The organism is Salipaludibacillus neizhouensis (genome assembly GCF_002886185.1).
GTDB lineage: Bacteria > Bacillota > Bacilli > Bacillales > Salisediminibacteriaceae > Salipaludibacillus > Salipaludibacillus neizhouensis.
Genome location: NZ_KZ614146.1, coordinates 3,049,776 through 3,073,002 on the forward strand (window position 1 = coordinate 3,049,776; position 23,227 = coordinate 3,073,002).

At 38.0% G+C, this 23,227-nt stretch carries 16 protein-coding genes and 2 pseudogenes; 2 read left to right on the forward strand and 16 right to left on the reverse strand.

Annotated features, from left to right (window positions below):
- Positions 1-1,449 precede the first annotated feature (1,449 nt).
- The 12 genes and pseudogenes from CEF18_RS14450 to CEF18_RS14505 all read right to left on the reverse strand — a co-directional run bounded on the left by CEF18_RS14450 (position 1,450) and on the right by CEF18_RS14505 (position 18,676).
- Complete coding sequence (locus tag CEF18_RS14450) at positions 1,450-2,334, reverse strand: AraC family transcriptional regulator (protein WP_110937117.1); 885 nt, start codon at positions 2,332-2,334, stop codon at positions 1,450-1,452.
- Between the two features lie 102 nt (positions 2,335-2,436).
- Positions 2,437-3,435 carry a pectinesterase family protein gene (locus tag CEF18_RS14455; RefSeq protein WP_110937118.1) on the reverse strand — a complete coding sequence of 333 codons (999 nt, stop codon included), beginning with the start codon at positions 3,433-3,435 and terminating at the stop codon, positions 2,437-2,439.
- Between the two features lie 127 nt (positions 3,436-3,562).
- A complete protein-coding gene (locus tag CEF18_RS14460) occupies positions 3,563-5,104 on the reverse strand; it encodes an extracellular solute-binding protein (RefSeq protein ID WP_110937119.1) in 1,542 nt (513 codons plus the stop codon).
- 946 nt (positions 5,105-6,050) lie between these two features.
- Positions 6,051-6,335: pseudogene (locus CEF18_RS14465) on the reverse strand (tRNA-dihydrouridine synthase); the annotation flags it as partial.
- A gap of 425 nt (positions 6,336-6,760) precedes the next feature.
- Positions 6,761-7,897 carry a glycerate kinase gene (locus CEF18_RS14470; RefSeq protein ID WP_110937120.1) on the reverse strand — a complete coding sequence of 379 codons (1,137 nt, stop codon included), beginning with the start codon at positions 7,895-7,897 and terminating at the stop codon, positions 6,761-6,763.
- Positions 7,898-8,449: 552 nt separating this feature from the next.
- Positions 8,450-9,361, reverse strand: coding sequence for a 2-hydroxy-3-oxopropionate reductase (gene garR, locus CEF18_RS14475; RefSeq protein WP_110937121.1), 912 nt, complete (start codon positions 9,359-9,361; stop codon positions 8,450-8,452).
- 250 nt (positions 9,362-9,611) lie between these two features.
- Positions 9,612-11,597 (reverse strand): alpha-amylase family protein, encoded by a 1,986-nt coding sequence (locus CEF18_RS14480; RefSeq protein ID WP_110937122.1) that lies wholly within the window; start codon positions 11,595-11,597, stop codon positions 9,612-9,614.
- Between the two features lie 94 nt (positions 11,598-11,691).
- Positions 11,692-12,561, reverse strand: a complete 870-nt coding sequence (locus CEF18_RS14485) for a carbohydrate ABC transporter permease (RefSeq protein ID WP_223292312.1) — start codon at positions 12,559-12,561, stop codon at positions 11,692-11,694.
- Entirely contained in the window at positions 12,561-13,463 is a 903-nt protein-coding gene (locus tag CEF18_RS14490) for an ABC transporter permease (protein ID WP_110937123.1), read from the reverse strand. The genes CEF18_RS14485 and CEF18_RS14490 overlap by 1 nt, the downstream gene beginning before the upstream one ends.
- An 87-nt stretch (positions 13,464-13,550) precedes the next feature.
- Complete coding sequence (locus CEF18_RS14495; RefSeq protein WP_223292313.1) at positions 13,551-15,140, reverse strand: extracellular solute-binding protein; 1,590 nt, start codon at positions 15,138-15,140, stop codon at positions 13,551-13,553.
- Positions 15,141-15,255: 115 nt separating this feature from the next.
- A complete protein-coding gene (locus tag CEF18_RS14500) occupies positions 15,256-16,854 on the reverse strand; it encodes a helix-turn-helix domain-containing protein (RefSeq protein ID WP_110937125.1) in 1,599 nt (532 codons plus the stop codon).
- A 7-nt stretch (positions 16,855-16,861) separates the two neighbouring features.
- Complete coding sequence (locus CEF18_RS14505; protein ID WP_110937126.1) at positions 16,862-18,676, reverse strand: cache domain-containing sensor histidine kinase; 1,815 nt, start codon at positions 18,674-18,676, stop codon at positions 16,862-16,864.
- A 146-nt stretch (positions 18,677-18,822) separates the two neighbouring features.
- Here CEF18_RS14505 and CEF18_RS27330 point away from each other — a divergent pair.
- Positions 18,823-19,127: pseudogene (locus CEF18_RS27330) on the forward strand (transposase); the annotation flags it as partial.
- Between the two features lie 487 nt (positions 19,128-19,614).
- Here CEF18_RS27330 and CEF18_RS14515 read toward each other — a convergent pair.
- Positions 19,615-19,887 carry a hypothetical protein gene (locus CEF18_RS14515; protein WP_110937127.1) on the reverse strand — a complete coding sequence of 91 codons (273 nt, stop codon included), beginning with the start codon at positions 19,885-19,887 and terminating at the stop codon, positions 19,615-19,617.
- A gap of 279 nt (positions 19,888-20,166) precedes the next feature.
- On the opposite strand from CEF18_RS14515, the gene CEF18_RS27210 reads away from it, so the two are divergent.
- Entirely contained in the window at positions 20,167-20,214 is a 48-nt protein-coding gene (locus CEF18_RS27210) for a hypothetical protein (RefSeq protein ID WP_407690419.1), read from the forward strand.
- A 543-nt stretch (positions 20,215-20,757) separates the two neighbouring features.
- Here the strand turns inward: CEF18_RS27210 and CEF18_RS27040 are convergent.
- The 3 genes from CEF18_RS27040 to CEF18_RS14535 form a co-directional block, all read right to left on the reverse strand.
- Entirely contained in the window at positions 20,758-20,997 is a 240-nt protein-coding gene (locus CEF18_RS27040) for a CBO0543 family protein (RefSeq protein WP_310793599.1), read from the reverse strand.
- A 325-nt stretch (positions 20,998-21,322) separates the two neighbouring features.
- A complete protein-coding gene (locus tag CEF18_RS14530; RefSeq protein WP_110937128.1) occupies positions 21,323-22,615 on the reverse strand; it encodes a D-2-hydroxyacid dehydrogenase in 1,293 nt (430 codons plus the stop codon).
- A gap of 255 nt (positions 22,616-22,870) precedes the next feature.
- On the reverse strand, positions 22,871-23,155 hold the full coding sequence (locus CEF18_RS14535) for an NAD(P)-binding domain-containing protein (RefSeq protein WP_190238689.1): 285 nt from the start codon (positions 23,153-23,155) through the stop codon (positions 22,871-22,873).
- Positions 23,156-23,227: the final 72 nt, after the last annotated feature.

Sequence of the window (23,227 nt, forward strand, 5' to 3'; positions counted from 1 at the left end):
AATTTTTTGACTTTCTTTACTATTTTTCTGTACGGACCGACGAAATATCCATTTTATCTCTCTGTGCATGTTATAAGTTAGAGGTTCAAGATTTAAAATTAAATGGGTTGTTGCGAATTTATCGGAAGGGAAGCGTGTAAGATCCATGTCAGTTTTTAATGTTGATGACTTTAGTGAACAGGTGACTCCCATCATTTTATCTATGTATGCTGGAAAAAGTCCTGTAAGTTCTTGGAAGTGTTCATCCAATCTGGCAAGTTCTATCACGTGACAAAAAGAACAATCAGTCGTGATTGACAGATTTTTTTGTTTCCCATTTGCGGTGAGGAAAGTATTAGTATTCTTCAGGAGATTGAAACTCCTTCTACATACCAAACCCTTCAAATGAAGAATTTGGTTACCCTTTAGATATTTATGATTCTCCCTTTGATAATGAAGACACAAAAAAAGAAGGCGTTAGTCTTACATATAAAAACCAGAAAAAGGTAAAGGACATTATTGCGTAACCTTTAATGAAAACATATTACAAATAAACAATTTCTCATACATCCCTTCTAATCTGCAAGAAATCAATAATTCAGGATAACCTAATTTTTTAAGACTGTAAATACAAGAATACAGCGTTTGTTGAAACTGAATATAGCCACTTGTGCCATGTTTTAGAGGCAGTCTAATACACGTTTTTGAGCCACCTTAGGCATAAATAAAGCCTTTCTTTAAGAATTGTTTTAATGGATTGGATATTTGGAACAGAGGAATAAGTTAACCTCTTCTGACAGGCCCACTCTAGAAGTATTGGGGTTTAATGATTACTTAATTTTATTAATGTCATCAATGTCATATATGCTTTCAATGCCTATATTTCCTTTTTATAAGAGTTGAAAAGTCGATGAAATTGACGGTCCTGTATTCCTTCATAATAGCCTTTATTCCAATTTAAATAATTTGGGTGATCCTTTATGTGTACCGGGAACAGCCGTCAGCTGGCCTATTCTGCCCATTATTCGCCTATGGGAAACCATCCGGATTAAACTTGAGATATGAGTTAACAATTGCCTCATTGCAAACTATGGTTGCCTCTGCAGAGAAAGTTAGTTAGGGGTTCGTTCGTTGAGGGAAATCTTTTTTCAAATTAAGAGCCGAGGCTTTCTCTTGGCTGTGAGCACAAAACTGGTCCTCTCCTAAAAAAGGAGGAAATCTATAAGAAAAGAAATTGAGCTCATCACATTTTCGAGTGAGTAAATGATAATTTTTAAGAGATTTTATATGGAGGGGCTGGCAAGACTTAGAAGCATACCTCCCTTGTTAAATGACTTCTAAGTCATGCCCACAGAGGAGCAATGTCAAATCTCTTGGGTTTGATAGTCTTTCTATCCTTTACTCAAATATCTACATTTTAATCGAATATTCAAGTACTGTTTCAGTAATATACAACACTCTGTATTTTAATTAAAACTCTAGTGAGGGAATATTTGTTGTTTGTCTGTATTTCTTCGGCGTCATGCGAACATGATTTTTGAAACTTCGAATAAAGCTAGAATCTGAAGTGAAGCCTACTTTTTTAGCTAATTTATGAATGGGCATATTCGTATTAATTAACATTTTCTTTGCCTCATATATTCTTCTTTGTTGTATATACTGATAAATGGTAATTCCAAATTCTTTTTTAAAAAAGTGGCATAAGTAATATTTATTGAAATGTAGTCGACTTGCTAGATTTTCTAAGCACCAATCAGTATCCCAAATAACATTGATTTCTTTTAAAATACGCTCATGCACACCAATATCTTTTGAGGCATGAAAGGTGGATAAATGAGACTTTGGGTCATAGGACAGTTGAATTTCTCTCCCTAAATATAGAAGTAATTCAAGAAAGTATAATTCCAATGCACTCTTCTGTTCCCATTGATTATTTTCCTGTTCTCGTAATAAATGATCGACAATATGCTCGAATTGTTCGGCTTTCCATGTAAATAATTGCAGAACGTAATGTGGCGAAGGTAGATCATCTAAAAATTGTTTGAATTTTGTTAATATCGGATGATCGAATGAAACAAATTCATCAGTGAACATAATTACGACTCGTTCATAAACAGAGTTAGCACTTAAACTAACTTTATGAAACTCAGTACTTTTAAATAATAATACATGGTGTTTTGTTAAATGATATACTTTATCCTCAAAAATATATTTTGCTTCCCCTTGCTTTAACCACACGATCTCATAACCTGAATGAAAATGGAAGTTTGATGCAGTAATCTCGCTTGTTTTATACTGAATTATAAATGTAGGCACTGTTTCATGAATAAGCAATTCATCATTAATATTTTGCATTTAAACACTTCCTCGTTTGTAAAAAACAGATTTTATCCCGTTAATTAAAAGCCGGAAAAACATGTAATTACCCTAATTTTCATAAAGTCATTGACCAATTAATTAACATTTTAATACGCGTTCTTTTGAATAATCTGCCACTTCATTTTCAGATAGTATCCTCCTACTATCACTTGACAAAGCGCCTGGGCCTTTACTTCCATACTCATATAATCTTGCATCCATTGGAGAAAAACCGGCCATCTGTGTCCATCCGTCCTGTTTAATATGGGAACCCATGTCACAATTTTTAAATAGTACACTGCCTTGTGCTTCTGGGTTTCCACCTGGATGCCAAGGTCTTCCCAGATAAACCGAATGATCAGCCATCTCTTCCGTTTCTTTTACCAACATACAATTCTCAAATAAAAAGCCATATGGTTGTGTAATTAACGTGCTTGCAGCTGTTATATAACCATTATTTGTCTCGCTTTTCCTATCCAATGAGATAATTTTACAATTATCAAAGACAGCTTGGCCTCCACCAAAAATAAAATCAACTGCTCCTTCAATAACACATTCATCAAAGTAATGGGTCCCCACATTGGTTAATAATGTATCTTGAAAACTACGAAACCTACAATTTGTTAGCCGTGTCCGGGTACTGTTACTTGCTGTAGAAAAAGCAACTGCCTGCACATTTCTAATTTTTGTTGAATCATCTTCTTCCTTATTTGTTTCTAAAAAATAATCAAAAGCATTTTCAAACGTTACATTAAAAGCTGTAAAATCCTCTTCATGAACTGTTATACTAGCGCTGCCAAAAGTCCCATATGTGCTTCCATCGGCTTTCTTACTGCCACTTGCTACATTATATATAAGTATTGTTTCATCTCGATTTTCTCCAATTAAAGTGATACCTGGTTTGTTTATTTCCACTTTTTCATGATATATCCCTTTTTTAATATAGATAATACACGGTTGATTCGCAGTCGGCTCTACACTATCTACTGCATTTTGAATGAACTCAAATGTTGGCTTTCCCTCAACTATTTCTCCATTAAATCCAGTAAAAATTTGGTCCACGACTACTGTGGCTTCTTCTATCGAATAACATTTCATAAACTAGACCCCCTCAATCATTTCCCTATGGTACGTTCATTATTTTGATTTATAGTTCTTGTTCAAAAAGAGCAAAACCACCCCTTTTTGAATAGACTCTTAAAATAGAAACTCTTTATCATTGTCCTTACTGTAGATTCTGGTATCCTTCGTTATATTCTGTAATAATTTGCTCCCCGCCTTGTTCCTCCCAGTTACCTATTGCATCTTTGAAACCCTCTTCATCAATATCACCTATCATATAAAGGACAGTCGCATCATCAATAATTTGTTGAAGGTATGACCCTTTTTCCCCGTAAGTTTTTGAATCTAATGGAGCTGTTGGATCATTAATTAAAATATTATTATTATCTAACATTTGATTATATTGTTTTTCATACAATTCATTTTTAGGATAAGCCTGTAAGGCATCCACCGTTGTTTCATCACCAATAACTAAACCTAACAATGGACGAACACTCTCTTGAAACGAATCTTGAGCTTCCTTATCCGTTAGTCCTTTCGCTCTACCATCAACAACTTCATAGTGCTCACCTTCAATACCAAATGTTAACATATTATAAACTTCGGGCTTCATTAGTTCATTAAAAAAGGCTAACACTTCTCTAAGATCTTCCTCTGTCTTATTTGAGGCTTTTGGGAATAAGACTACTGTTCCGTACCCAGAGTTAGACCATGTACCAGGTTCACCATGAGGTCCTGCGATACGATTTTGTACATCTAGCTTTCCATCAGGATTTGATTGTTGTAATTGATCTTGGAACCCGCCGGCACTGCAAATACAACCCACGACTGAACCCGCCTTACCATTTAATAACATAGCGTTCTGATCTTTTTGACTAGTAACAGGGAAGTCTAGATTAACAAGTCCTTCATCTCTTAATCTTTTAAAGAAATCCATTGTATCAATGTAGCTAGGAAACATAAATTCTGGTAGTAATTTACCATCCTTCTCACCCCAGTTGTTCGGGGTGCCAAAATAGGAGCTCACAAACTTAAAACCACCATAAACTAAGTCAGAACTAACAGCTACTCCTATCGTATCGTCTTTACCATTTCCATCTGGATCTTGCTCTGTAAACGCTTTAAACATTTCATACAGTTCATCTGTGGTTGTTGGAGCACTTAAACCAAGATTATCTGCCCAATCCTTACGATATTCTAGTCCCCAACGTGATGATGGTCTACCAGAGTAAATGGAATAAATTTTACCATTTACAGCTGTGTTTTTTAACACATCAGGATTAAAATTGCTTAAGTATTCATAGTCATCCAAAAATTGACCTATTTCCCAATACTGCTCCTCATTAATGGTATCTTTCATCTGTATAAACGATTCACTATTTTTTACAAACATTGCTTGTGGAAACTCATTGGTTGCAACTACTGAGTTCATTTTCTCATCATAGATTTCATCCATTACCCAAGTAATATCCAACTTTGTATTCGTCATTTCCTCTAATTTCTCAATAATAGCACCATCCGAAGCGACTTGGGCTGTATGGAAGTTTGCCATAATACTAATCTCTTTTGGCGCATCTTCTCCACTTTCATTTACAACCTCACTATCTGTTGAGCTTGAACAGGCTACATTTATACATAGAAGTAGAGTAAACACACAGAAAATAATAAGTTTTTTTGCTTGCGGAACCAATTGATTATTTAACATTGCTATCTCCTCCTGATTATTAATAATATACTTTTAAGGCATTGTTATTGTACTTATTCTGTTTTCTTTTTTATTTCTTCAAAATGTTACCTTCTTTATAATCACGCACATTTGTTGTATATAAAAGACATTTCCCATAGTTAATAAACTGAATTTTCGAAAATTTGTTTTTGGGATAAATTTACTAGCAATAGTTTTTCAAGTTTGATTTCACATTTCCTCCTTCATCATTTTTTTATAACATGATAATTATTTACTAGCTAGATACCAGCTAAAAACACGCAATCCATAAGCTTTTTTCACCTAAAAATATCTAATTTTTAAAAATGTTAATATAGTCTAATGTTAGTACAACATTGTAGAAAGCGTTTACATAATATTAGCTTAACACACAAAACATTGTTTTCTACCCATTTTTATTGTTGAAAAAATGTGCCCATATTGCTATGTGGATATTTGGATTTATAATTAAACCTCTCTATCAAATTATTTAAATCTAAATTTTTTAAATCCGCAATCACTTTAGTATCCTACTTAATGAATCTTCCTGTTTAAATCCATTAGGGGAAATTTTACATATACGTCTCTCCCTTCTGTCACAATTAACATTTAATACTTACTTACAATGACTGATAGAGTCTGTTAAGAAAAAAATATAGCCGCTTTTTTTAATATTACAGCATCAGCTTCCACCGTCCCGACTAGCACCTGCGTAATACGTGTAGGTGCTACGCGAAAGGAGGGTGGGTTTGACTTGATACTTGCGACATGAATGTAGCTGCAATTTTATAAATTCTCTTAAAAAAGAGCTTGCCCATTCCTCACAAATCTCGTAGGATAAATAGACGCTAAATGAATTAGCTGATTACACACTCCACTTGGATAGTGCAAAACACACCAACCATCTGTAAATATCTTAACTATAATATACTAGTATTAACATTATTCACTCAAAGTTATCAAGCAATGTACGCACTTCATCTGTTGACGCTGTGTTCATCATTTGATTTCTTAATTCACTTGCTCCTCGAAACCCACGCACATAAATCTTAAAAAATCGATGAAGAGGTTTGAATGGACGCGGTTCAAATTCCTTTGAATAGTGATCATGGAGGTCAAGCTGTAGTCTTAAGAGATCCAGAAATTCCTCACTACTATGCTCTTTCGGCTCCTTTTCAAAGGCAAATGGATTTGTAAAAATACCACGCCCAATCATAACGCCATCAACACCTAGCGTACTTATGTCTAATTTAAAACACTTTGGTATTTATTGGAAATACTTCAACATAAAAAACGTACATTATATTGTCCTAATAATGTACGTTTATATATTACATTTCCATATATGTTGTCAATTAAATGCATCTAAAATTCTGTCGTTTCTCCAACAACTTCTTCAGCTTATCCTTTAATGACCAGTAAAATATTTCATCATTTATATTGAACTGTTTAAACTCCTGCTTACAGTAACTTCTCTATGTTGTTAGTATAAAATTAAATCATCATACTTCCAAATCCACCGTCTACACGAAAGAGACATCCTGTGACAAACCCCGAAGCTTTATCAGAAGTGGGTAGATGTCGTTTTACTGCTGAGAAAGAATAGAAGAGACAAAAATACATGCAGTGCAACTAGTCTAGCCATGAGGGCAGGCTTTAATGTTTTTGCAACTTTATTAATCGACATATATTTTGCGCAGCAAAGGCCAGATTATCTTCTCCATTCTTTAATGCCTCATCTAGTGAAGATACTTCTTTTAGTATACCAATAATTGCTGTAAAACCATTATCATATAAACCTTCTACTCCGCTTCCAATTCGTCCTGCAAATGCAACAACAGGGACCGAATGCTTCCTAGCAATGTTTGCAACTCCATATGGTGTCTTTCCAAATAAAGTTTGTCCATCTATACTTCCTTCTCCAGTGAAAACAAAATCAGCATCTTTTATTAAGTCTTCCAGTCGCGTGTACTCGATTACAAGCTCTATCCCTTTTTGTAAATTTGCGCTTAAAAAAGCAAGTAACCCTGCCCCGAGACCCCCAGCAGCTCCCGCACCGGCTATATTTGTAATATCTTTTCCTAATTGCTCTTTAATCACTTTGGAATAGTGCACTAAGTTTTCATCTAAAACCTTTACTATTTCCGGAGTTGCTCCTTTTTGTGAACCAAAAATTGCTGAAGCTCCGTTTTCACCTGTTAATGGATTCGTCACATCACAGGCTACATCAATTTGAGTAGTTTTTAACCGTTCATCTAAACCATTCACATCGATCGAATGTAAACGATGCAACTCTCCACCACCATATAGCAGTTCATCGCCGTTTTCATCCTTGAAGGAAACACCAAGTGCTTGAAGCATTCCTACTCCACCATCATTGGTAGCACTTCCGCCAATACCGATTAAAAAGTTGCTTACACCTTTATCTAAAGCATCCTTAATTAGCTGACCTGTTCCATAGGTTGTTGTTCGTAATGGATTACGTTCCTCTGGTTTGATTAATTCAATGCCACTTGCACTGGCCATTTCAATAACAGCTGAATTCCCATCATTGATTATTCCGTATACGGCGGTCACTCTCTTCCCTAAGGGACCAACCACTTCAACACTGACCATTTCACCATTCGATATACTTACAAGAGATTCTACTGTTCCTTCCCCACCATCCGCCATTGGCGCAATTACACACTCTGCTTTGGGAAAAACATTCTTTATTCCTTTCTCCATTGCATGAGCAGCACGTTTCGCGTTCATACTTTCCTTAAAAGAATCTGGCGCTAGCACAAATTTCATTTTAATCGGTCCTTTCCTTTTAACAACACAGAAACGGAATTAGGCTGACTAATTTCAGTCTTACTTCTAACCCCGAAAACGAAAAAATACGAACACGAACATTTTTCATCACTTTCTATTCTCTAAAATTAATATTACATGACGTGAAATCTTTTCTCTCGGGAACCTTAGCCAACATTATTATACAATTAAATTCGCATTTTAATTTCTTTTTAAATTCTATTTGATACCTGAAATTAGCTAGACAGGCATATTGTCAAACTACATTTAATATCAAAAAGTTTTTTATAAGTATGTACCATGTGCACGACAAGAATAAACAGCATAATATTACGGCTAACTACAAGATAGAGATCCCAGTTCTTAATAACCGGACCAACACTTTTACTGTTATCATAATATACAACTCTTGATTTATATTTACAATGAGAAAGGAACTATTAATTCGTTCCCTTCTCATTATAGCTCTTCTTTAACTTTATCTAACTACTCTTAAGTTAAAACAAGAAGCATGACAATTCAGTCCTATTTTTTATGAACGTATTCTAGAAACTATCGGCCAATACGGATACCAGTCAGATTTTCATAATATTTAGCAATGGCAGAATGATCTTTATCACCATGACCGTTGTGATGCAAGTTTTGTAAAATCTCTTGGACCCCTGCAGTCATAGGTACAAGTGCCCCTACAGTATGAGCGCAATCCAAGGCATTGTTCAAGTCTTTGATGTGCAGGTCAATTTTAAAACCTGGTTCATCGTTACCGGAAATCATCATTGGTGCCTTGGCATTCATCACAGTCGAACCTGCCAGTCCCCCTTTGATGGCCTCAAAAACCAACTGTGGATCAACATCTGCTTTCTGTGCCATTGTCAATGCTTCAGATAAAGCCTGGATATTACATGCCACAATGATCTGATTTGCTAACTTCGTCGTATTCCCTGCACCAATTTCTCCGCAGCGAACGACAGATGCACCCATTGTCTCTAACAACGCTTTATAGTTATCAAATACTTCCTGCTTTCCACCCACCATAAAGCTAAGGGAACCATCGATGGCTTTTGGCTCTCCCCCTGAAACAGGAGCATCCAGCATCTCTACGCCTTTTTTAGCCAGTTCAGCTGCAATCTCTTTGCTTGCCACAGGATTAATTGAACTCATATCAATAAACACCTGTCCAGCTTTCATGTGATTTACAACACCGTCTTCTCCAAGCATAACCGACTTCACATGAGGTGAGTTTGGCAACATTGTCATTACAAGATCACAAGTAGAACCAATTTCTGTATTGGTTCCTGCTTTGGCACCTAATTCTACTAGTTCCTCCACTGAAGCTCTATTAAAATCATTAACCACTAAATCATTGTAACCCCCGTTTAGTATATTCTTTGCCATAGGTTTACCCATTATTCCTAAACCAATTAATCCTATTTTCATCTGAAATACCTCCCTAGTAAGTATCATTCTATTTTTGTTTCATTGTAAATTACACAATAACAGTCTTCTTTTTTCTGTATTCACTTGGTGTTTCACCAGTACTTACCCTAAAAATGCTAGTGAAGTAGCTTCGTGACCCGAAACTGGAAAAAGCAAAGTATCTGTTGACAACAACTAATATCAATATTACTATCCTCCAGTCAATGTCATAAGACGCTATACAAGGCTCCCTTCATTTTTACGTAATTCATCATTATTGCACATATGTTTATATGAATTATGAAAGAACTAGAGCTTCATAGTCTTTTAGCACATCCAAATTAACATTTAAATATCCATTTTCAAATCGATAGTCCACTTTACCGCCCCGTAAAGTTTCAATATGTGCACTTTCTTTCACGTCTTTCAGACGCAGAGAGATGTTGTGTATCGGAACCGGACTAAAGTTACTATTTCCGAAACATCCAGAGTTGTTAACAAACTGTATGATTTGTTTTTCATTATTTTTAACCATATTAATTTCTACCATTGGCGTTAGGTCCGGAGCAATCTCCTCTATTCCACATAGTGAGAAAAGAATATCCTGCATGATGTTCAGCGTATTTTGGTGGCCTTCCTCACGATAGAAGGTTCCGACTTTCCAAGGAATGTAGACACCACGTCCCTTATGATAATTCGACACGAGAATTCCCGGATCTTGGGTAACCTCATTATAGTAGCAAATCTCGGGCGGACCGAATGGGTGTTCTGGAATTAACTGTAAATATTTTTTTACGTTTTCTTTGGGTTCAACCATTACGAGATTGGTGCCCGGTGCAATCAATGGTGTTTTAATGCATCGTGGGAACAGGTCTTTCTCCGCCTCCGGGATTTCAAATATCGAAGACATCAGGTCATTCTGGATTTCTTTGACATGTTCAATCCCAAGACAGTTCAACGCCATACCGTTACGAGCTTCAAATTGATTATCATAGAGTCCTGTTTCTCCTGTTGCAATGATAGTTCCTCCATTTGCTGCAAAATCATCAAGCAACTTGGCCTGTTGGTCTGATATAAATTTGATATCCCCTAGAACCACAAACTCTTTGCCATTAAGCTGGCCTAAGTCATTCAGTTCCGAAAGGAACATCTCGTCGAAGGGAATATGGCTTTCTGTAAGTGCCCGGATCCATCCATATACTTCGGGATCATTTTGCTGCCACCTTGCCTTCCTCATGACAACAACCTTCGCCATCGAAACAAGGTTACTATAAAGTTTTTCGTGTTTTTTGTGGAATTGAAACACTTTTTTGGTGCCTTCAAAGCCTGAAGTGTCTTTATGATTATCAAGTCTGCCCATGATATACATACTTAGACTGCCAGCATTCGCCAAGTTCTGCCACTGCCGAAGTTCCATTAAAGCGGGCGATACTGAAACATGACGGTATCGGACGCCCATGAAATCAACACTGGCATTATCAGTAGGTCGGGCACGCTCCGGTCCACTGATTACCCTGGAATTTGACGAAGCACTGTACTGCCATTTGGCCCTTCCTTTATCAGTATTTGACTCACTTCGTATATAATCCAATCCATTTATTGCAATATCTGGATTTATATCTTTCACCAAATGTCTTAGACGCTCCGTATGGTCCTTCTCGCAATCCTTTTTGAAAATCATATACTTTTTGTACACAGGATTACGGGGATCATCCTTTTCTGGAAGTTCCAATCCGTATTGCTCTTTAAATTTGTGCTGGCAGTTCTCACAATGGCAAGGTCCATGATAGGTATAATTGTAATCCACTACAAGAAATCCACTCATATTGCAAAACAAGCCGTCAAAGGAATGCGTTGTGAGCACTTCCTGGAGAATATCGAGCATATATTTCTGCTGATAGTCGCCGTTCGGACAAGTATGCACAAAACCGTTATAGTTGACAATTTCTCCATCTCTCGTACGATAAGCCCAATCCGGATTCTGTTCATAGACCGAATAACGAATCTTAGAAAAATCAGTTCTTGCGATTACCCGGATTCCCTCCTTATGGCATTCCTCTATTATCTTCTTCAGGCTATCACCATGTAGATATTCGCTGCGTGGCTGAAATGGTAGCTTCGAATCGTAGCTGGCGATAATCCCTGCCGCATTAAGCAATACCACAGTTGCGCCAAATTCTTTTAGCTCCTTCGCATAATTGACAGCATCAATATCTTCCATATCAATTTCTCTTAAATTTGTCTGGATCATCCTCCAAGGATATCCATTCCACCAATGTTTCATTTTTATTTCCTCCTAGTCTTTATTCAAAATTCAAAATACTGTGACCTGACTTTGCCCTTTGTGTTAGACGGGTGACGAAACCTCTATCCTTACATTAATCTTTTACAGCACCAAGCATGGCACCTTTCACAAAATATTTCTGTATAAAAGGATAAACCATGATAATTGGAGTGATGGCAAATATGATAGCCGTTGCCCGAAGCGTATATTCATTATAGTTGGGACGTTCTTCAGCCATTAAAGCCGGCATTACACTCTCACTTGTAATAAATTGCCTTATTTTGAGCTGAAGCGGAAATAAATCGGGATCCTGAATAAACATCACAGGGTGCTGAAATTGGTTCCAGATGACAACTGCATAGAACAAACCCAGTGTAGCCAATACGGGTTTGGATAATGGAAGTACCAATTGAAAAAATACTCGGAAATAACCGCAACCCTCAACCTTCGCAGCCTCCTCCAACTCCTGTGGGAAGTCTTTAAAGAATGTCCTCATGATTATTAAATTAAATGCAGTCAAAACATGCGGGAAAATCAACACCAAAATATTATTGTACAATCCATACTCGCGCAACGTTAAAAAGTAAGGTACAAGCGGTGGTTTTAATACCAGTGTGATGACCGCTGCGATTATTAAAAATTTACCAAGCATAAACTCTTTTTTGGCTAAAGGATAAGCCATCAAGGCCGTGATCAGCAAAGATAATATCGTGCCAATGATCGTTGTAAAGAGCGTAATCCCAAAGGATTTCCATAAATCCGGTCTGAAGATCATATACTTCCATGAATCAAAGGTAAATCCAATCGGCCAAAGCGTCACTTGATTCATGTCAACTGGCAATCTCGAACTAAAAGATGTAGCCAGCACTGATACTACCGGTATAATTGCGATAATAGATAAAAGGCATAATGTTGTGACAATTATGACTTGTAATATTTTTTCCCCACGTGACATCGCCATCATTACCACAACCCTCCGTTTGAGTATTTTTTAGAAAGTTTGTTAAATACTATAACTAGCACCATACCGACAACAGCCTGGAACAATCCGACTGCGGTCGCAAAACTATACTGAGCTTGTTGGATTCCCGTTCGAAATACATAAGTGTCAAAGATGTCCCCAACTGAGTAAGTCATCGGGGTTAGCAGATTATAGACTTGTTCAAAACCCAATTCCATAAAATTACCTATGTCAAGCAAAAATAGGATGGCTGCCGTCGGTAATATCATCGGAAAGGTGATATAGAGAATTTGCTTTAATCGGGAAGCGCCGTCCACGACAGCAGCCTCATATAATTGAGGATTGATGCCACTGAGTGCAGCCAAATAGATAATCGTTCCCCAGCCCGCATCCTTCCATAACCCAGTAAGCACAAAAATCGGCCTGAAATAAGATTCCATCTGCATATACAACATGCTCTCTAGTCCGAACCATCCGCGAACCGTGTTGACCAAACCGCTTAAAGACGTCATTTCAAACGCAATACCGGCAATGATAACCCAGGACAAAAAATGAGGAATATACAATGCTGTCTGAACCCCTTTTTTCATTAAAGAATGCCGGATTTCATTAATCATAAGTGCCAAAATGAGCGGAACCGCAAACATGAATGTGACCCTTAGAAAACCCATTACCAATGTATTTCTAAGCACACGATAAAAATCGGGATATTCGAATAATGAAGTGAAATGCTTGAAACCAACCCATGGACTTCCATTTATTCCTTTAAACACTGAATAGTCCTGAAACGCAATCACCGATCCTCCGAGAGGTATATATTTGAATAATATAAAATACAAAGTGCCTGGAAGTGCCATCACATACAATGGCCAGTATTTCCTCATATTATAAGTCAATTTCCCCATATTCTAACCTCCTTTTTCAGTAATAAAGAGAACGGACAAATATGACATAATTGCAAAATCTGTCCGTTCCGCTATTTCAAAATGGTATTATTTCTCTAATTTATCATACCAATCTCTTGCTCTTTGTGTTACTTCTTCCCCACCGGTCTCGTACCAACGGTCCACAAATTCATCAAACTTCTCAATCGGATACTCCCCTAAAATAATTTTAGTCGCATATTCCTGATAGATCATATTGGACCGGATATCCGGATAGTCATTATAAACACTTTCAGGCATACCGTTGCCCGCAATGACCTTTACATATTTCTGATTTTCCTCCATATTCCTTATTCCTTGTTCAACGTACTCCATCTGCTCTTCACCAACTGCCTCCATTAGCAGATTTGACTTGAAATCAATCAAACTGAAATGATTGTAAGCTTTAATGACATCCATAACTTGCTGGGTGCTTTTATCTTCAGGAAGAAGAACACGTTTGCCGTCTATGATTTTATGATGCATGCCCTCCACACCATAATACATATCTTCCCAATTTTCCTGATTCGCATAATTATCAAGGAATTTCATGGTCGCCATCAATTTTTCCTCTTCCATACCGCTTTTGACCACCCATTGCGGACCCAATGTGGGCTCGTGGGAATAAAAACCTTCATATCCAGGGACTTTGGGAACTGGTAAAACTGGTAAATCTGCCTTTACACCGGTGCCCGCTTCTATTTGCGGTAGGCGGTCATATACAGTCTCCGTCCAATGAAAGTAACTTCCGACCAGTCCTGAATTAATCTTGCCGTCCCAAGCTTGCTTGTCATTCAAGAAGGTCTCCTGATCGATCAGTCCTTCCGCATACAACTCTGAAATAAACTCCAAGGCGTCTCTCATATTCTGTGTAACTGCGGAATTGGTCAACTCGCCGTCATAGATATCCCAGTCCGGAAAACCCTCGAACATGGCAATACCGTACATGGCAAACAGATGATCCATCCAGCGCCCGTTTTCCCGGCCTCCTGTCGGTATTTCATCCTGCATTCCGTTTCCATTTGGGTCTTCATTCTTGAATGCTCTTAACACGTCAACATATTCTTCCTGGGTCGTAGGCATTTCTAATCCGAGTTTGTCGATCCAGTCTTGTCGGATCATACCACCTGTAATCCCATAGTCCCGTATAGCCGGAATATAATAAATACGCCCTTCACCGGTCGGGTCATTGGTCCGAACTGTATCCCATACTTCATCAGGAATTAGTTCCCATAAATTTGGGGCATATTCCGGAAGTAAATCCGTTAAATCTTCAATCGCTCCGTTTTTGGCGAGGTCATACTCGATCCCATTATATGGAAGGAACATATCTGGCATCTCTCCGGCTGCAATCCGCATATTCAATTGATTAGTATACCCTTTACCTCCATTCCATTCTACGTATGGGCTGATGACGCCTACACCAATTTCGTCAACAATAAACTCGTACAATGGACTACCAGAATCGATTTCCTTAAAACCTTCGTTGACACTCCAGACTTCAATATCAACAATTTCTTCCTCACCCGTTTCTCCTTCACTTGAGTCGTTGTTTGTACCATTGTAATTTTGTCCAATTTCCTCGCCCGAAGAACATCCTACCGCCAATACAGCCACCATCAAAACTGTCAGCAACAAAATAAATAACTTTTTTCTCAATATGATTCCCCCTTATTATTTTGCTGTATCCCTTCAAGTGAATACGCTTACATTAAACATACCTGATTTCTTCCCCAGCTTAAACGGGCATCTCGCAGTACTTACTGTGTCATTTTTAAGATGTGCTGGAATCTCGTCTTTTTTTCCTGAATGCGCTTGGTTTACAGCCGACAAACTTCTCAAATAATCGGCTGAAATACGTAGTATCTATATATCCAACCGCCTCGCAAATTTCATATATTTTCATATCCGTTTGATCCAGAAGCTCTTTTGCGTGATTGACGCGAATACGCATCAAGTAATTCAAATACGTTTGCCCGGTTTTTTCATGGAACAATTGACTCAAATAATGTGGATTCAAATAAAAACGGGCTGATAAATCAGCAAGACTAATATTTTGATGATAGTTGTCCGCCACATACTTTTTAATCTCGAAAATGACATCCCGTTCTTGTGAGACCATGCTGGCTGAATGGAGATCATTCACCTTATGCAAAGAAGTTTTGACCCATGTTTTCAGCTCCTCCATCGTGTGAAAACTTGAGACCCCTTCCAAAGGTACGATCTCCGCGCGTATCCATTCGGAATGTTGAAAACGATTGTATGATACACTGCGAATGCCGAGTAATACCAGATTGAAACACTGGAGCTGAATCTTGGACCTACTTACACGACAGCGATAAATTTTCTCGAAAATATGATTAATCAAATGGTTACACGCTTCACGTTCTGCATTTTGTATATACTCCTCCAGATTTTTCATATCCTGCTCGTCAATCACGGTATCGTCGACAGGTTGACTTTCAATATCACTGAAATCTATAAGTCTGCCCGTCCCTTTAATCCATTTATAGTTCAATGATTGGTTTGCCGATTGAAAAGATTCACTTATTTCTTCCCAACATTGGAAAGTACGTCCGACGCCTATGGTCAATATTCGTTTCAATTGATTTGCCGCTTTATTTCTCGCACTTGTGATCAATTCATTAAAAGAGGAAGAAACCACGTTATTTCCCCTCGCTGCTGCAAGCATCCCGACATGAGCCGTTGTATACCTGAATGTATAGATATCTCCGTATTTGGAAAATGTATCTTGCAACGTCCCCTGCAATATTTCATATTCTTCTTTATCAAGCGCCTCTCCTTCCGCTTCCAGTAATACGCAAGTATAATGATCGGCATGGAAGGGAAAATCAATGCTTTCCAACAGACCCTTGAATTCACGGGTGTTTTCGTTACCTGTATCCAAAATATCTCTGATTATAAATTCCTTCAAATTTTTTATATTATTTTTGATACGGATTTTGTATCCATCCATTTCAAGTTGTCTTGTTCTTTCCGACTCAATTTCTTCAATAACACTACTGATGCAATGGTGAAGTTCTTCTTCCTCTACGGGTTTGTTGATATAAAACTTGACTCCAAGCTGTATTCCTTTTTTCGCATACTCAAATTCCGAATAACCGCTCAAGATAATGAATTTGGATGTACACCCCTCCGCAAGCAGCCGATCAATCATTTCCAATCCGTCACATTGAAGCATCCGAATGTCAGTAATGACAATATCCGGAATGATTTCCATGCAGGTTTCATATCCCTCCGTGCCGTCAAAGGCACAACCGACTACACTACAAAAAGGAAACTCTCGTTTGAACAAAGCCTTTAAACCTTCCACAATTCCTTTTACATCATCCACAATCACAACTGAATACATAATATAATCATTCCTCCAGTTTGTTTTTAGAATATTTAGGGATTAATATTTCTACTGTCACGCCGTTTTCCGTTTGTGGGATCAATTTCATTCCGTACCTCTCTCCATAATGCAATTTGATTCTTTGCGCTATATTTACCAATCCAATGCTCTTGTCTGAATCCCTGTTTTCTTCCTCTTGTTCCTGCATTCCCCTTAATCCAGTTTTTTCATTTTTTGTGAATTGGAGCTTTTTATTCAGTTCTTCAACCTGTTTTAAAGGCATGGAAACTCCGTTATCAGCTATTCGAATCAGTACATCGTTTTGTTCGACAATTTTTCCTTCAATACGAATAGTCAAAATGGTATTATGATATCTAAAACCGTGTGTAATGCTGTTTTCCACAATCGGTTGAAGAACGATTGGAAAGACAGGAGTGTTCATAATTTCCTCATTCAACTGCAATTTCAGTAAAAACCGGTCTTCATATCGCATATTTTGCAGTTTAATATAATTCGATACATAATCAATCTCATTTCTTATCGTATAGTTCCCGGTTTCTTTACCCAACGAAAGTTTGAACAATCGGGCCAGAATTTTAATCATATCGGCAATTTCATCTTGATTTTCCACAAATGCTTTCATACGAATTTGTTCCAGCGTATTATAAAGCATGTGGGGATTGATTTGTGTCTGCAGTGCCAAAAATTTGGCTTGCTTCTGTTTGATTTCCGCAATAAAAACGTCTTCAATTAGTTCTTTGATCCTCAGAATCATCTGGTTATAACTCTCGACCAGCTCTCCAATTTCATCCTTTCTTAGAGAAGAATCTGTAAGTGGGACATATTGTCCGATCTCCGCCAGTTTCATGCTTCTGCGCAAATACAATATCGGTTTTGTGATGCGGTGGCTGAAAATCACGGAAACGATTACGACAAACAGTACACACCCCATTGTCGCGAACAACGTCACATATCGGATCCTGTTGATGTTCGCTAACAACTTGTCCTTGGGAATTTCTGTACTTAACGATATCTCCCCTATATTCGATGAATCGGACAGAACAATCAGGTCATCCTTGGCCTCTTGGTTTTCTTCAACCACATACTCCTCCCCGATAATTTCACTCCAATCACGACGGTCTGTCGTTACATCTGAATGATAGATTATTTCTCCATTATCATTGGACATCACCAGTCGAATATCATACTGATTGCGAGCCATAAGAAAATCTTCATTCAATTTGATCAATTTCTGCGGTTCCAATTCCATTAAAATCATGCCGACATAAGAACCGCTGTAATTCGATAATTTACGACCGACCGTAACCACGGCTCCTTTGTTTCCGTTGTTATAATAAGACCCTTCATGTGCAGGCGTGATAAACAAGTTTTTTTTCGAATTCTTCAGTTCTTTCAACCATGGTTGCGACAGCAATATTTTCTCATCTATGGATACGCTTGTCCTAGTATACCGATAAACATCTTGATTGGATCCGATTAGCATCACTGTGTCAATTTCCGGTTTCAAATTCACCATTCTGATGAGAAAATTTTGGATAAGTTCTTTATCCTGAATTCTTTGCTCCATCGTTACGAGGGTTTTACCTTCAAGAATTTGTAAAATATGCGATTCTGCCAGGACGGACTTAGTCATTTGATCATATTCCATTATGAATTCATCCATGGTTGTTCTTGCCTGTGAAGTATACATCGAAGCAAACAGTCTAGCCGAATCCTCTAAGCTCTTGGCCGTCAGATTGTAAATGGTCAGAGTTATGATCATAATCGGGACAATCAAGGCGATCAGGTAACTGGAGATCAGTTTATGTTTTAATCGCATTTCCCGTATCCTCTTCAACGGAATCACCTTCTTTCATCAAGATAATATAACCATTTTGATTAAGTCCGTATAATTGTGTAAAAAGAAAGGGCCACTATCAGAACCTGTGTTACAATGTTTTCGACCAAAAAACAGACACGGAGGTAATGAGAGTAACCCAAGTCAATTTTACTTTTAATTTAGAAGATCTTAAAGAAAAAATCCAGGAAAGTACATTGGAAGCTACTGTTAAAGCTTCAACTACAATGGCGTAATGAACTTATAAAGAAAGAACAGGAAGAACATTTACAGGTTGATGCTTATGAACGTTCTTCGAAACGTAAAAGTTATCGAAATGGCTCATACGAACGTTCGCTCATAACGTCTGCTGGAACCCTTCTACTCAATGTTCCAAGAACAGAAATATGAGCGCATTGACCAGACTTTTACGCTTTCAATGATTGAGATGGTTAGGGCAACCCCCTATAAGTTCAAATTCTTAAAAGATCAATTTTACACTCGGTAGAATTTAATATATATTTATTAGTTGAAACATTGTATTTTACTTTTACACATAAATATGGACTTGACTACCATTTTCATCATTGTAATAGTGGAATCTACTAATTCAAGTCTACTGTACTATTTGGTTAATTGCTATTGGGGTTTTAGGATTATAAAAGCTAATCAATAACAAGGAAGATTACTTCTAATCTACTAAACCATCTAATTGCCTAGGTCTCGTGTCTAAATAATTCCTAGCATTTTCTTCTAGCCCACTAAACTAAAGCCAGCTACTCCTACCTCCATACGTATTTTCCTTTTAACATTCTTCTTCACTCGACCAAAATAAAGCGGTTTCATAAGTTCAAATTAAAATAAAATTACATCACTTTTGTTGCATCGATTTATTTTCTCTATAAGAAGCACTCAATATATTCAATAATACCGTATCGAATTTAGAGTTTCAGCAACTGGAACTTGTAAAATATCTCTTTATAATCCTTTGGATTAAATGCAATTTCTTGTTGAGCACCTTTAACATGTATTTGTAGCATATCAGGCATTAATTCTGGCATTGAATGATAATACTTTGAAAATGGTGTATTACGAATAATTGATGAAAAAGATGAAGAAGTACTAATTAAATAAATTTGAACTCGATTCTTTATTAACTTCCGATATTCATATATTTTTTCAGGATAGGCTTCTGACAACAGAAGAAAAAGCAAAAATAAAAAATCCTTATCGAGATCGTTTTGAAGGATTGAAAGGGGGAAAAGAAAAAATGCAAACTTCAGAAAGTTAGGCAGTGGAAAATGGTAGGCCCGTGCTCACAAGGATGGAAAATTAGTAAGCCTTGGCACATTCAAAACAAAAAAGGAAGCAGAAGTTGAAGCAAGAAAATATTATGGACAAATAATAAATGATCCAAATATGCTTTTTGATGAAGTTTTGAATGATTGGCTTGAACATAAAAAAGCTAATGTAAGGAATCAACATACATACAAATTGAAGTAGTTATAAGGAATCACATTTTGCCCCACTTTTGGACATAAAAAGATCAAGTCGATTCATAGACCTGAAATAAGAAGATGGATCGCTGCATTTGGTGAACTTGATGACAAAAGAAAAATATTCATTTGGTTCCAGGTTAAAAAATCTTTCTCATATGAACAGCATCCTACATTATGCTGTTCATGAACTTGTAGTACTGGAAAATTTAAAAAATAAAACTTTATTTTCTATATTTATTCTAGAAATGTCGTTAGATACAGTACATTCTTTCTCAAAGTTTATCTAAAATAGAATCTAACTGAGGGAGTATAGGTCAAATACGAAAAGACGATCACTTTAGAATGCAATCGTCTCTTAAAAGGATATTATTTGACCAGTATTCTTGTACTGTGCACCAAATTACTTTGTGTTGTTAGTTGTTCTTCTTAAACACAAGGCACCCTTTAGTTTAAATTATTTGTCTGAAGAAGGGTTCTCAAGTTTTAAAAAACCATCGATAAAATAATCTTGATGAATAATAAGATATACCTATAGTAAGGAAACTCCAAGACCATTTCTTTTTTATATTAAATAAGGTTAGTGAATCATTCCATCATCACTTCAAAATCTGTAATAATTCCAGAATGCATAATATAATAGAGGAGCTTGAAAAACTTATTTTCACTCTTTGGATAAAAGATATTAAAAATGGAACACAGAGCGGGAAAAATAAAGTACTCAAATGAGAAATTAGATTTGTTCGATTTTTTGAGAAATCTAACTGGATATTTTATCAGCCCTTTTTCTGCTACAATCAAACCCCAAAACCAAGTAAGAGTTTGCATATAGAAAAACGCCAAAATACCGTGTCTAGTTTTATTCTGTGGGATACATTTAAAAAGAACACCAGCCGTGATTGACAATAGCCTGTAGAGTAAAAAAGCCGGGGCAATAAATCTCCCCTGGCTTTCCGCTTAAATAATGCTTTCATTCTTTTCCACAAGTATTGTTTCGATTACAACCTTATGATATTGATTTGTCAGCAGCACCAACTACCACTATTACGACATTTTGAATGACGCTTTACGACTAAGTGAATAGGCTTATCGTCCACACCTTGTGTCAAACAGCAGAATTGCAGGCGTTGGTCTTCAACTCCCCTGGATGAATTCACTTTTTAATTTTTGATAGTTCTTTATTTAATACAAATACCAGCTTTTCAGGCATAGATTGAGGGGCCATATCCACCAAATTATCGATCGTAAATCCTTGGATCAAGCTATACGAAGAACTATCTCTAAAACTTTCCCCTAAATATTTATTAAGCACTGCTTCCGCTTCTTTATTGTCATAAAGCTCTTTAAACGTACAGTGGATGGAATAAACATCATCTATAATCTGTAATTCCTCTATCTCTACTCCATCCAAATCAGGAATTTGGAACCCTTTACTTGTTTCTCCGCCTTTGTCCTCTTCCTGATCCGGCGTATATATATCACTTTCCCGCAGTTGATTAAGAAGCGGCTCGCCAGCACGATAACGCCTGATATTCTCCCTGATAATGTCAATAGTGCGGCCGGTGCGGTCGGGTACCTGCGGCGTCGTATGCGGTGTAATCAAGGTATTAGGCGCATCCCATAACGGACTATCCACAGGCAGAGGTTCCTTTGTGAACGTGTCGAGACCAGCGCCGCCGATTAGCCCTTCATACAGCGCTTCCGTCAATGCTTCTTCATCAATGACAGCTCCGCGGGCCATATTGATAATGTAGGCAGAGCTTTTCATAAGCGACAGTTCCCGCCGGCCGATCAAGTGGTGCGTCGCATTGTTCAGCGGCACAGCCAACACGACGAAATCACTCTCGGTGAGCAGTCCATCCAGCGTGTCGCCATTCTCCGCACAGTAGAGCCGATCAACTCCCAGCGGCGGGGATCCTGCACTACGACGGTAGCCGAGCACGTTCATGCCCATCGCTTTCAGCCGTACAGCCATCTCGCTGCCGGTATGTCCGAGACCAACGACGCCTACCGTGCGTCCGTACAATCCGCGAAGCTCGTCCGAGCCCGGCACTCCAAATTGGTGAGCCCGCTGAGCATCAAGGAACCGCGGGTATTCATACGCCAAGTTCAACATGAAAAATATCGCATGCTCCGCAAGCACCGGTGCCGAACGTCCCGCAGAGCTCGTTACAAGCAGCTCCCTTTCAAATATCTTCGGCCCGGCGAATTTGTTTAATCCGGCGTGATCGCAGTGGACCCAGCGGAGCAACGGTGCCTGTAGAAACCGTTCATCGAGATCTCCTCCGATCACAGCGACATCGGCGGTTTTTAGCGCTTTCTGTATCCCTTCGTTATTGTTTGCTCGTAAACGAATGACTTTTGCCGGTGCGAAGGCCTCGACCAATTTCTCAAAATGTTCATCGCTGTAGTTTACGGTGGTAAGTACTTCGTTAATTTCCCTCATTTTATATCCTCCCCAATTTTTGTGCAGAACTTCGACGATCGGCATCAAAATTATATTATCCACCAGCACAATCGTCTCAAATAATTCGAGTTTTTCCAGTCTGAACGATACTTGTCCGTCGTTGTATACAGATGGAGGTCCCCGGAACGCCGCAGAGCATGGACGCGAGACGGTTTGTTCGCATCCGGCCTGCGTATGGATACCGACCATGAGCTGATTTCAACAGCTTGACAACCGTTCCGCTGCCGGTTTCACCTACATAATAAATATTTTGGCCAAGCTTCTCGAACGTTCCGCAGCTAATTTGATTTTCAAGTTCAGGTCCTCCGTTGATATAGTGCTGAAATCGATCAAGGTCAATCCGCTCCGCCCTTGGTTGACAATGCCTTCCGTACCGAGATAAATCTCTTCCATGTCCGAAGGCATCGGCAGACAGGTCATCACGATATCCGCTTCACCTACGAGTACCTTTAGCGTAAACCCGATCTTGCCACAAGCAGCCGCGAAGCTTTGTTCCTTGCCTTTACTTCGATTCAACATACACCTTGAACCCATCATTTACCAGATTCGTGGCCATTGACAATCCCATATTCAAAGTGCGATAAATGCAAT

What these genes read in the sequence shown, in the direction of transcription:
- CEF18_RS14530 (WP_110937128.1), bottom strand. Translation starts at nt 22,615, where the DNA reads ATGAGGGAAATTAACGAAGTACTTACCACCGTAAACTACAGCGATGAA.
- garR (WP_110937121.1), bottom strand. Translation starts at nt 9,361, where the DNA reads ATGATACTTACTAGGGAGGTATTTCAGATGAAAATAGGATTAATTGGT.
- CEF18_RS14460 (WP_110937119.1), bottom strand. Translation starts at nt 5,104, where the DNA reads ATGTTAAATAATCAATTGGTTCCGCAAGCAAAAAAACTTATTATTTTC.
- CEF18_RS27040 (WP_310793599.1), bottom strand. Translation starts at nt 20,997, where the DNA reads ATGCAAACTCTTACTTGGTTTTGGGGTTTGATTGTAGCAGAAAAAGGG.
- CEF18_RS14455 (WP_110937118.1), bottom strand. Translation starts at nt 3,435, where the DNA reads ATGAAATGTTATTCGATAGAAGAAGCCACAGTAGTCGTGGACCAAATT.
- CEF18_RS14500 (WP_110937125.1), bottom strand. Translation starts at nt 16,854, where the DNA reads ATGTATTCAGTTGTGATTGTGGATGATGTAAAAGGAATTGTGGAAGGT.
- CEF18_RS14480 (WP_110937122.1), bottom strand. Translation starts at nt 11,597, where the DNA reads ATGAAACATTGGTGGAATGGATATCCTTGGAGGATGATCCAGACAAAT.
- CEF18_RS14490 (WP_110937123.1), bottom strand. Translation starts at nt 13,463, where the DNA reads ATGGGGAAATTGACTTATAATATGAGGAAATACTGGCCATTGTATGTG.
- CEF18_RS14470 (WP_110937120.1), bottom strand. Translation starts at nt 7,897, where the DNA reads ATGAAATTTGTGCTAGCGCCAGATTCTTTTAAGGAAAGTATGAACGCG.
- CEF18_RS14535 (WP_190238689.1), bottom strand. Translation starts at nt 23,155, where the DNA reads ATGTTGAATCGAAGTAAAGGCAAGGAACAAAGCTTCGCGGCTGCTTGT.
- CEF18_RS14485 (WP_223292312.1), bottom strand. Translation starts at nt 12,561, where the DNA reads ATGATGGCGATGTCACGTGGGGAAAAAATATTACAAGTCATAATTGTC.
- CEF18_RS14450 (WP_110937117.1), bottom strand. Translation starts at nt 2,334, where the DNA reads ATGCAAAATATTAATGATGAATTGCTTATTCATGAAACAGTGCCTACA.
- CEF18_RS14505 (WP_110937126.1), bottom strand. Translation starts at nt 18,676, where the DNA reads ATGCGATTAAAACATAAACTGATCTCCAGTTACCTGATCGCCTTGATT.